This is a genomic window from Lactobacillus sp. M44 (genome assembly GCF_058130005.1).
In genome coordinates, this window is sequence record NZ_CM176707.1 from 590,255 (window position 1) to 600,070 (window position 9,816).

The window sequence follows — 9,816 nt, forward strand, 5'->3', positions numbered from 1 at the left end:
ATAAATCCACCAACCGAAAGTTAAGCTTTCTGGGTTTATCTTAAAGTGTGAGACTTATGTGCCTAGGCACATAAGTCTTTTTTCTTAGAAAGGATATTAAAATTGGCAAAAAATTATTATAGTCAGTCAATTGAGCAAATTGAAAAAGAATTTGACACTTCTACTAAATCTGGCTTATCAAGTTCTCAAGTAACTGATCGTTTAGCAAAATATGGTAGTAATGAATTAACCGCAAAGAAAAATCGAAGTTTATTTTTACGTTTTATTGATCAATTCAAAGACTTTATGATTATTGTCTTAATTGTAGCTGCCTTGTTGTCTGGATTTGTAGCAAATGAATGGACAGATGCAGCGATTATCTTGATTGTGGTTTTGCTTAATGCAATTTTAGGAGTTTTCCAAGAAGCTAGGTCACAAGCGGCAATTGATGCTTTAAAAAATATGGCTACAATGTCGGCACATGTTCGCAGAAATAATGAGATATTGGAAATTCCAAGTACAAAATTAGTTCCTGGGGATATCGTGTTATTAGAAGCTGGGGATGTAGTTCCTGCAGATATGCGAATTTTTGATGCAAATAGCTTAAAAATTGAAGAAGCTGCACTCACTGGTGAATCAGTTCCTGTTGATAAAAATAGTGATGTGATTGATGAAGGTGATGTTGCACTAGCTGATCGCACTAATTTAGCTTTTGCTAATACTAATGTAACTTATGGGAGAGCAGAAGGAATAGTTGTAGCAACTGGGATGCATACTGAAGTTGGTAAAATTGCTGGGATGTTAAACAACACTGATGAAACAGATACTCCATTAAAAGAGAACTTGAACCAGTTGGGGAAAGTTTTAACTATCTTGATCTTAATTATTGCAGCAGTAGTGTTTGCAATTGGAGTTATTTTCAACCGAAATAATGAACCTATGAACCGATTATTAATTGATATGTTCTTAGTTGCTGTATCTTTAGCTGTTGCCGCAATTCCAGAAGGATTACCTGCAATTGTAACGATTATTTTAGCATTAGGTACCCAAAAAATGGCTAAGCAAAAAGCTATCGTGCGAAAATTGCCAGCAGTTGAAACATTAGGCGCTACAGACATTATTGCTTCAGATAAAACGGGTACTTTAACTCAAAACCAAATGACTGTGGAAAAACTATTTACAAATAATGAATTTATAAATAAAGTCACAGATCAAAATAAAGCATTGCTTTCAATGGTCTTAGCAAATGACAGTCAAATAAAAGATGGTGGAGCGTTATTAGGTGATCCGACTGAAACAGCTTTAATTCAGTATGCATATGATCAAGATATCAATGTGCAAAACTTGTTAAAAGCCTATCCACGTGTTCAAGAATTACCTTTTGATTCAGATAGGAAATTAATGAGTAGTATTAATAAATTTGCAGATGGTAAATATTATGTTGCAGTAAAAGGTGCACCTGATGTATTACTAGATCACATTACTGATGTTGAAATTGATGGAAAAACAATTCTGATTACTGATCAATTACGCAACAAGATATTACAGACTAATCAAGATATGGCTAAAAAAGCTTTACGGGTTTTAGGTTTAGCATATAAAATAATAGATCAGCCTTATTCAGACGAAAAATTGACAAGTGAAAATGTTGAAAACAAGTTGATTTTTGCAGGGTTAGTTGGAATGATTGATCCTCAAAGACCTGAAGCTCAAGCTGCTGTGCAAAAGGCACAACATGCAGGTATGCGTACAATTATGATTACAGGAGATCATCAAATAACAGCTCAAGCTATTGCTGAAAGATTAGGTATTATAAATTCGGGCCACTCTGAGCGTGTAATTACAGGGCAAGAGTTAGATCAACTATCAGATCAAGAATTTAATAAAAAAGTCACTAACTATAGTGTTTATGCGAGGGTTTCTCCAGAACATAAAGTAAGAATTGTTAAAGCGTGGCAAAATAAAGGCAAGATCGTTGCTATGACTGGTGATGGAGTCAATGATGCACCTAGTTTGAAGCAAGCAGATATTGGTATTGGTATGGGAATTACTGGTACTGAAGTATCAAAGGGTGCCAGTGATATGGTTTTAGCAGATGATAATTTTGCGACAATTGTTGTTGCAGTCAAAGAAGGACGAAAAGTTTTTGACAATATTCAAAAAGCTATCTTGTATCTGATGAGTTGTAATGTTGGTGAAGTATTAACAGTATTTTTAATGACATTATTTGGCTGGGATATATTATTACCTGTGCAATTATTGTGGATCAACTTAGTTACTGATACTTTTCCAGCAATTGCTTTAGGAGTTGAACCTGCAGAAAAAGGTATCATGGATCGAAAACCTCGTGGTAAAAAATCTAACTTCTTTTCAGGAGGCGTTGCAGGATCAATTGTTTATCAAGGTATTTTAGAAGGAATATTAGTTTTATTAACTTATCAAATTGGATTACATGTGGGTCCGCACCTAACTGATCTGCGATTACAACATGGGGATGCATTAACAATGGCATTTTTGGCATTAGGGTTAATTCAATTGTTCCATGCTTTTAACTCCAAGAGTATTCATCGTTCGATTTTTAATAAACAAACTTTCAAAAATAAATGGTTCAATTATGCTATTATTTTTTCAGCAATTATTATGGCTGCAGTTGAGTTACCATTTATGACTAAATTATTTAATGTAACTGAATTAAACTTAACTCAATGGTTAGTAATATTAGGAGCTGGAGTTTTGATGATTGCAATAGTTGAGATTGTTAAACTAGTTCAAAGAAAGAATGCAAGATAATAAAAAAGCAGGAAATTTATTCCTGCTATTTTTTTGCGTTAAAATAGATAGCTATGAATGAAGAACAATTACAAAACTTAGTCGAAAAAATTTCAATAAAATATTTTAACTTGCCATTTACTCATCAAGTTAAAATAAATCATCGCTTGAAAACTACTGGTGGCAGATATAACTTACAAGATCATCATATCGATATTAATGCGCATTTTTTAGAAGCTAAATATCATGATGATTTAGTTGGTATTATCAAACATGAATTAGTGCATTATCATCTGCACTTGCATGGATTAGGTTATAGACATCGAGATCGTGATTTTAAGCAATTATTGAGTCAAGTTGGCGGTAGTAGATATGCACCAAATATTGGATTTATGAATAAACAAAAAATAAATTATATATATAAATGTGAATCCTGCAATCAAAAATATTACCGCGTTAGAAAAGTTAATACCAAACTATATCGTTGCGGTAAGTGTAGAGGAAAACTGTATCTTATTACGTAAATAATAGATCATGTTTAATGATAAAATCAAGTAAAAATATAGCAAATTCAATTAATTAATCAAATTTACAAATATTATTGATTTATATATTTTTGTGATAGATAATGAAAGCGGGTAAATTGAGTTACGTAACTTACCCTGGATATTAGGTCTTCTTTTAAAGAGAAAAGAGTGATAATAAATGTCTCAGGTGTTGATGCAAACAAATCAAGGTAAAAGTATTAGTAAGGGTTATAAATATTTTATGGTATTTTTATGTATGTTAACCCAAGCTATACCATATGAAGTGGCCCAAACTATACAGCCTTTATTTGTTCATCCTATAGTTAGTACTTTTCATTTTACATTAGCTTCGTATACATTAATTTTTACTTTTGGTGCAATGTCAGCATCGATTGTTTCACCTTTTATAGGAAAAGGATTACAAAAATTTAACTTCAAGTTGATGTATTTAGTAGGTATATGTTTATCATCTTTAGCATATATATTATTTGGACTAAGCACGAAATTAACTAGCTTTTATGTAGCTGGAATAGTTTGTATGATTGGTTCAACATTTTATTCGGGTCAAGGTGTACCTTGGGTAATCAACCACTGGTTTCCTAATAAAGGTCGTGGAACCGCATTAGGGATTGCTTTTTGCGGAGGCTCAATTGGTAATATCTTCATGCAACCAATTACTCAAAATATTTTGTCACGCTATATGACTGGAATGGGAAATGCAGCTAAGTTAACTTCAATGATGCCGTTTTACATATTTGCGACAATTATTTTTATTGTTGGTGTTACAGTTTCAATATTTATCAGAACTCCCAGAAAACAAGAGCAAGCTATTTTGATGCAAGTGCCAAAAAAAGCTGTTAAAACTTATGATTTTCAAGGTTGGAGTGCAACTGAAGTACTCAAAATGAAATGGTTTTGGGTTTATAGCATTGGCTTTTTAATCATTGGATTAGGACTAGCTTCATTAAATGAAGATTATGCGGCATTTTTAGATACTAAGATGGCTTTAGCAAGTGTTGGATTAGTTGGATCAATGTTTGGAGTTGGCGGATTGATTGGCAACATTAGTGGTGGAATCTTGTTTGATAAGCTAGGAACTACTAAAGCAATGATATATGCGGCAATTATGTATGTTTTATCAATTTCAATGATGATTTTAGTAAGCTTCCAAAATTATGGTGCAAAAATCAACTTATGGGCAGGTTGCGGATATGCATTATTTTGCGGGTTAGCTGTATTTACATATATGTCAGGTCCTGCATTTATGGCAAAAGATTTATTTGGTGCAAAAGATCAAGGAGTTATGCTCGGATATATCGGACTTGCATATGCAATAGGCTTTGCAATTGGCGCTCCATTATTTGGTCTTATTAAAGGAGCTACTAATTTCACAATTGCTTGGAGCTATATGTTAGCTTTTGTAATAATTGGTTTTTGTTTATTAATATTAGCTACAGTCAAAATCAAAAGTATGCAAAAATTCATAGGATGAAAATAATATTATCTTTTTTATAAATGAAAGAAGGAATTATTATGTCTAATGAAAATTCTGTCGCACAAAAGCAACCTGTTAGCCAGGGGTACAAGTATTTCATGGTATTTTTGTGTATGTTGACACAAGCTATTCCTTATGGAATTGCACAAAATATTCAACCATTATTTGTACACCCATTAGTTAATACCTTCCATTTCACATTAGCCTCATATACTTTGATTTTCACTTTTGGTGCGGTTGCTGCATCAATTGCTTCACCATTTATTGGTAAAGGTTTAAGTAAGATCAATTTTAAAGTTATGTATTTAACTGGTATTGGATTATCAGCACTAGCTTATGTAATTTTTGGAATTAGTACAAAATTGCCACAATTTTATGGTGCTGCTATTTTATGTATGATTGGTTCGACCTTTTACTCAGGTCAAGGTGTACCTTGGGTAATCAATCACTGGTTCCCATATAAAGGCAGAGGTGCTGCATTAGGTGTTGCATTTTGTGGTGGTTCAATTGGTAATATTTTCTTGCAACCAATTACTCAAAGTGTCTTGCAACACTATATGGTAGGAGGTCCTAAGACTGGGCACTTAACTTCAATGGCGCCATTTTTCTACTTTGCAATTGCATTGTTAGTTATTGGTATATTGATTGCTATTTTTATTAGAACTCCTAAAAAAGATGAAACTGTAGTAACTGCCTCTGAAATTGCTTCAAGCAAAGTAGCAGCAGCTGATAAAAAAGCTCATGAATTCCAAGGCTGGAGTGCCACTGAAGTATTAAAAATGAAATGGTTCTGGGTATTCAGTGTTGGATTTTTAATCATTGGATTAGGATTAGCTTCATTGAATGAAGATTATGCAGCATTTTTGGATACTAAGTTATCATTAACAGATGTTGGATTAATTGGTGCGATGTATGGTGTGGGATGCTTAGTTGGTAATGTAACTGGTGGTATCTTATTTGATAAGTTAGGAACTGCTAAGTCAATGACTTATGCAGCAGTAATGTATGTATTATCAATTTTGATGATGGTATTTGTTAGCTTCCAACCATATGGTTCAGGTGTTAGCAAAACTGCAGGTATTGCATATGCGATCTTTTGTGGCTTAGCTGTATTTTCTTACATGTCAGGTCCTGCATTTATGGCAAAAGATTTATTTGGTGCAAAAGACCAAGGTGTCATGTTAGGTTATGTTGGCTTAGCTTATGCAATAGGCTTTGCAATAGGTGCCCCATTATTTGGGATTATTAAAGGTAAAGCAAGTTTCACAGTAGCATGGTATTTCATGTTAGCCTTTGTCATTGTTGGCTTTATTATGTTAGTTATTTCAGTAATAAAGATCAAGAAAATGCAAAAAGATCTTATTGCTAAAAATGGAAATGCTGTTTTAGAAAGTTAAAAGAGGGATTTTCAAATGTGTACAGGGATCAGATTTGATGATGATCAAAACAATTTATATTTTGGTCGTAATTTAGATATTGCTGGCGATTATGGTGAAAAAATAATTGTAACTCCAAGAAATTACAAGCTACCATATAAGTTTTTGGATGATAGTAAAACTACTAAAGCTTTGATAGGAATGGGTTTAGTAGTAGATGACTATCCATTATATTTTGATTGTTGCAGTGAAGATGGTATTTGTATTGCAGGACTTAATTTCCCCCATTATGCAAAATTTGCTGAATCCGCTAGTCAAAATAAAACTAATTTAGCTCCTTATGAATTAATGCTATGGGCAGTTGAGAATTTCAATAGTGTTGAAGATATCAAGAAAGCCTTAAAAAATGTCGAATTAGTCAATAAAAGCTTTGTTCCTAAGATGGGAGTATCACCGTTGCACTGGATTATCAGCGATGCAGATAGTGCAATTGTAGTTGAACAAAGCCAAGAAGGTCTAAAAGTGTTTGATGATAGGGTTGGAGTTTTAACTAATAGTCCTGATTTTGCTTGGCAATTGACCAATTTAGATAATTATGTTGCATTAAATCCAAAAGATGTGATTAAAAGTGACTGGAATGGTCAAAATGTACATCAATTAGGTGTAGGTACTGGAAGTTTAGGCTTGCCAGGAGATAGTATTCCAGCATCAAGATTTGTAAAAGCTGCATATTTAAATGCTTTTTATCCAACTGTTACTGGTGAAAAAGCCAATGTTGCAAAATTGTTGAATATTTTAAAGGCAGTTGCGATGGTTAATGGTAGTGTAGTCAATGATCATGGACAATTAGAATATACTGTTTATAGTTCATGTTATAGTCAAAAAACTAAAACTTATTATTATAATTACTACAATGATTTTGAATTAAAGAGTCAAAAATTAACTGAAGAAAATAGTAACAGTAACAAATTGACAGTTTATTAAAAATATGCAATTTGATTAATATGTGAAATTTTGATATATTATCTAAGTACGCGGGCGTGGCGGAATGGCAGACGCGCAAGACTAAGGATCTTGTGATCGCTTTTAGATCGTGGAAGTTCGAGTCTTCTCGCCCGCATACTTGGATTAGGAAGTTACTTTAGTGGTAGCTTCTTTTTTTCTTTGCTAAAATACAGAGAACACTTAAGATAAAAGGAAATAATATGCATACTAAAACTAAGAATTTAACAATTGCTGCAATATTTACCGCAATTATTTTATTACAAAACTTTGTTCCATTTTTAGGATCTCTTAGAATAATACCTGCTCTGCCAGCAATTACTACAATACCTGCGACTATTGCAATATATGCTTTGCTAACAGGACCTAAGGCTGGAAGTTTATTGGGATTATTTTGGGGAATAATTAGCTTATATCGTGCATATACTCAGCCTGGAGATTTGGTTAGTTTAATGCTATTTCAAAATCCCATAATTGCAATAGTTCCACGAGTTTTAGCAGGCTTTTTCCCTGGATTAATTGGTAAATATTTATCAAAAATTAATTTCAAAAAACAAATTCTTGGGTATACTTTAGGAGGGCTATCTGCATCTGTAGCTAATACTGTATTTGTAGTGTTATTGACTAGTTTGATTTTTATGAACTCAAAAACTCTAATGCATAATTTAGGAGATGTTCAAAATACACCAATTATTACAGTATTAAGTGTTGCACTAGCAGCTAATGGAGTCAGTGAAGCGATTTTTACAGCCATTGTCACTCCAATAGTAGTTAAGCCTTTAAAACAAGTTTTAAATAGACATTAAGAAAAGGATTCTCAAATTATGGTAAAAAAGTCAGCAAACAAAACAACTGGCATGACTTTAGTTAAAGTTTTTGGAATATTGTTAGTTTTAATAATTGGGTTAGTGTGTGTTAGATATTATCGTCGTTATGCAATAAATCAGCAACAACAACTAGCTCAGCAGCAAGCTGTACAAAAACAACTAAAAATCAAAAAAGATTTTATTAAGACAATTGGTCCCATTGCCCAAAAAGTTGATCAAGATTATTCACTATTGCCAAGTATCACAATTGCACAGGCATGTTTAGAAAGTGATTATGGTCAAAGTGAATTGTCACAAAAATATAATAATTTATTTGGAGTAAAAAGTGCTAACTCCAATGTTTCTAAAGTTTTGACTACTAAAGAATTTGTGAATGGTAAATGGGAAAAAGTAAAGGCGAGATTTCAAGTATATGATTCTTATGAGGCATCTATTAGAGCCCATGCTAGGCTATTTCAAGTAGGAACTACATGGAATCCTAAGCAATATGAACATGTGCTAGCTGCAAAAGACTATAAGACGCAAGCTCGTGCGTTAGTTACTGATGGGTATGCAACTGATCCTGATTATGCAGACAAGTTGATAAGTTTGATTGAACAGTTTGATTTATCTCAATATGATAAGTAGATTTAATTAAAAAGAGGCACATTATGGTTCGTGATCGAATTCCTTGGAAGCAATATTTTATGATGCAAGCGTTAGTTATTGCACAGCGTTCAACTTGCAATCGAGCATTAGTTGGCAGTGTTTTAGTTAAAGATAAGCGCATAATAGGTACAGGATATAATGGTTCTGTTTCAGGTCAACCTCATTGTGATGATATTGGTCATCAAATGGTTGATGGACATTGCGTTAGGACAATTCATTCTGAAATGAATACTCTAATTCAGTGCGCCAAAAATGGTGTTTCAACAGATAATACTGAAATTTATGTGACACATTTTCCTTGTTATAATTGCACTAAGGCTTTATTGCAAGCAGGAGTCAAAAGGATAAATTACTATTATGATTATCATGATAATCCATTGGCATTAGAATTATTAAATCAAGTTGGAATAAAAGCAGACCAAATCACAATTGATCGTAAATATGTAGAAAGTTTGGCACATAAACTTGAAGATGAAACCTAGAATTATTTACATTGTTTTATTTTTAGCTTTGGTTTTAACAGCTTCAACTAAGAGCTTCATTGCAGATAATTTGCATTTATTAACTAATAAAACTCAAATTATTATTAATGACACTAACAATTTTTATCAAAAAAAGCCGCAACGACCTAAAATAATAATTGAAACTGTAAATCATATTGATAATTTAAAGCCAAATCATTTAAATGATATTTCACATACTATTTACATAGTTTTTGGTCGCAAAAATAATAAGACCAATGTACAAATTTATCGATCAAAAGATATGGTTAATATAATTAATCAAAAATTTGTTTATGATCTTATTTCTAGTCAAGCAAGTGCACTAAAAAGCAAAGATAAGCAAAAAGTAAATTCAGGATTGCAGTTTTTAATAAAAGCATGTATTACTAAAATAAATCAAGAATTCTCTTATGACAATGCACAATATGAACTAACTCAAGGGCAAATGACTAAATTGTATCACCCTAACAGTATGAACATGGCATGGGCAATAGTAATTGCATTAGCCGTTGGGGCAGTGTTTTGGCATTTTAGAAAGCAAAAAATATAAGTTGTAATGGAATTATCATTCGATATGAGCTTGAGTTTGTTTATGGTTATACCATTCAAAATAGTAAAAAAGGCACAAACAACAACTGTTATTGCACCTTTAAAGTTATGGTTCTATTTTAAGCTAATTAATGTATTTAC

9 protein-coding genes and 1 tRNA gene are annotated in these 9,816 nt (G+C 32.5%); all 10 read left to right on the plus strand.

Going from position 1 to position 9,816, the window contains the following annotated elements:
• Nucleotides 1-102 precede the first annotated feature (102 nt).
• The 10 genes from AC38BG_RS02900 to AC38BG_RS02945 all read left to right on the plus strand — a co-directional run bounded on the left by AC38BG_RS02900 (nt 103) and on the right by AC38BG_RS02945 (nt 9,676).
• Nucleotides 103-2,769 carry a calcium-translocating P-type ATPase, PMCA-type gene (locus AC38BG_RS02900; protein ID WP_489937665.1) on the plus strand — a complete coding sequence of 889 codons (2,667 nt, stop codon included), beginning with the start codon at nt 103-105 and terminating at the stop codon, nt 2,767-2,769.
• Nucleotides 2,770-2,822: 53 nt separating this feature from the next.
• Nucleotides 2,823-3,272: a SprT family protein gene (locus tag AC38BG_RS02905; RefSeq protein ID WP_489937666.1), complete on the plus strand. Its 450-nt coding sequence runs from the start codon at nt 2,823-2,825 to the stop codon at nt 3,270-3,272.
• Nucleotides 3,273-3,468: 196 nt separating this feature from the next.
• A complete protein-coding gene (locus AC38BG_RS02910; protein ID WP_489937667.1) occupies nt 3,469-4,767 on the plus strand; it encodes a conjugated bile salt MFS transporter in 1,299 nt (432 codons plus the stop codon).
• A gap of 41 nt (nt 4,768-4,808) precedes the next feature.
• Nucleotides 4,809-6,167, plus strand: coding sequence for a conjugated bile salt MFS transporter (locus AC38BG_RS02915; RefSeq protein ID WP_489937668.1), 1,359 nt, complete (start codon nt 4,809-4,811; stop codon nt 6,165-6,167).
• A gap of 15 nt (nt 6,168-6,182) precedes the next feature.
• Nucleotides 6,183-7,130, plus strand: a complete 948-nt coding sequence (bsh, locus tag AC38BG_RS02920; protein ID WP_489937669.1) for a choloylglycine hydrolase — start codon at nt 6,183-6,185, stop codon at nt 7,128-7,130.
• Between the two features lie 50 nt (nt 7,131-7,180).
• A tRNA-Leu gene (locus AC38BG_RS02925) sits at nt 7,181-7,266 on the plus strand.
• Nucleotides 7,267-7,351: 85 nt separating this feature from the next.
• Nucleotides 7,352-7,954, plus strand: a complete 603-nt coding sequence (locus AC38BG_RS02930; RefSeq protein ID WP_489937670.1) for an ECF transporter S component — start codon at nt 7,352-7,354, stop codon at nt 7,952-7,954.
• A gap of 18 nt (nt 7,955-7,972) precedes the next feature.
• Entirely contained in the window at nt 7,973-8,602 is a 630-nt protein-coding gene (locus AC38BG_RS02935; protein ID WP_489937671.1) for a glycoside hydrolase family 73 protein, read from the plus strand.
• 23 nt (nt 8,603-8,625) lie between these two features.
• Nucleotides 8,626-9,105 (plus strand): deoxycytidylate deaminase, encoded by a 480-nt coding sequence (locus AC38BG_RS02940; protein ID WP_489937672.1) that lies wholly within the window; start codon nt 8,626-8,628, stop codon nt 9,103-9,105.
• The gene (locus tag AC38BG_RS02945) at nt 9,095-9,676 is read left to right on the plus strand and encodes a hypothetical protein (protein ID WP_489937673.1); all 582 of its coding nucleotides are present in this window, start codon (nt 9,095-9,097) and stop codon (nt 9,674-9,676) included. Before AC38BG_RS02940 ends, AC38BG_RS02945 begins: the two co-directional genes overlap by 11 nt.
• The last annotated feature ends 140 nt before the right edge of the window (nt 9,677-9,816 follow it).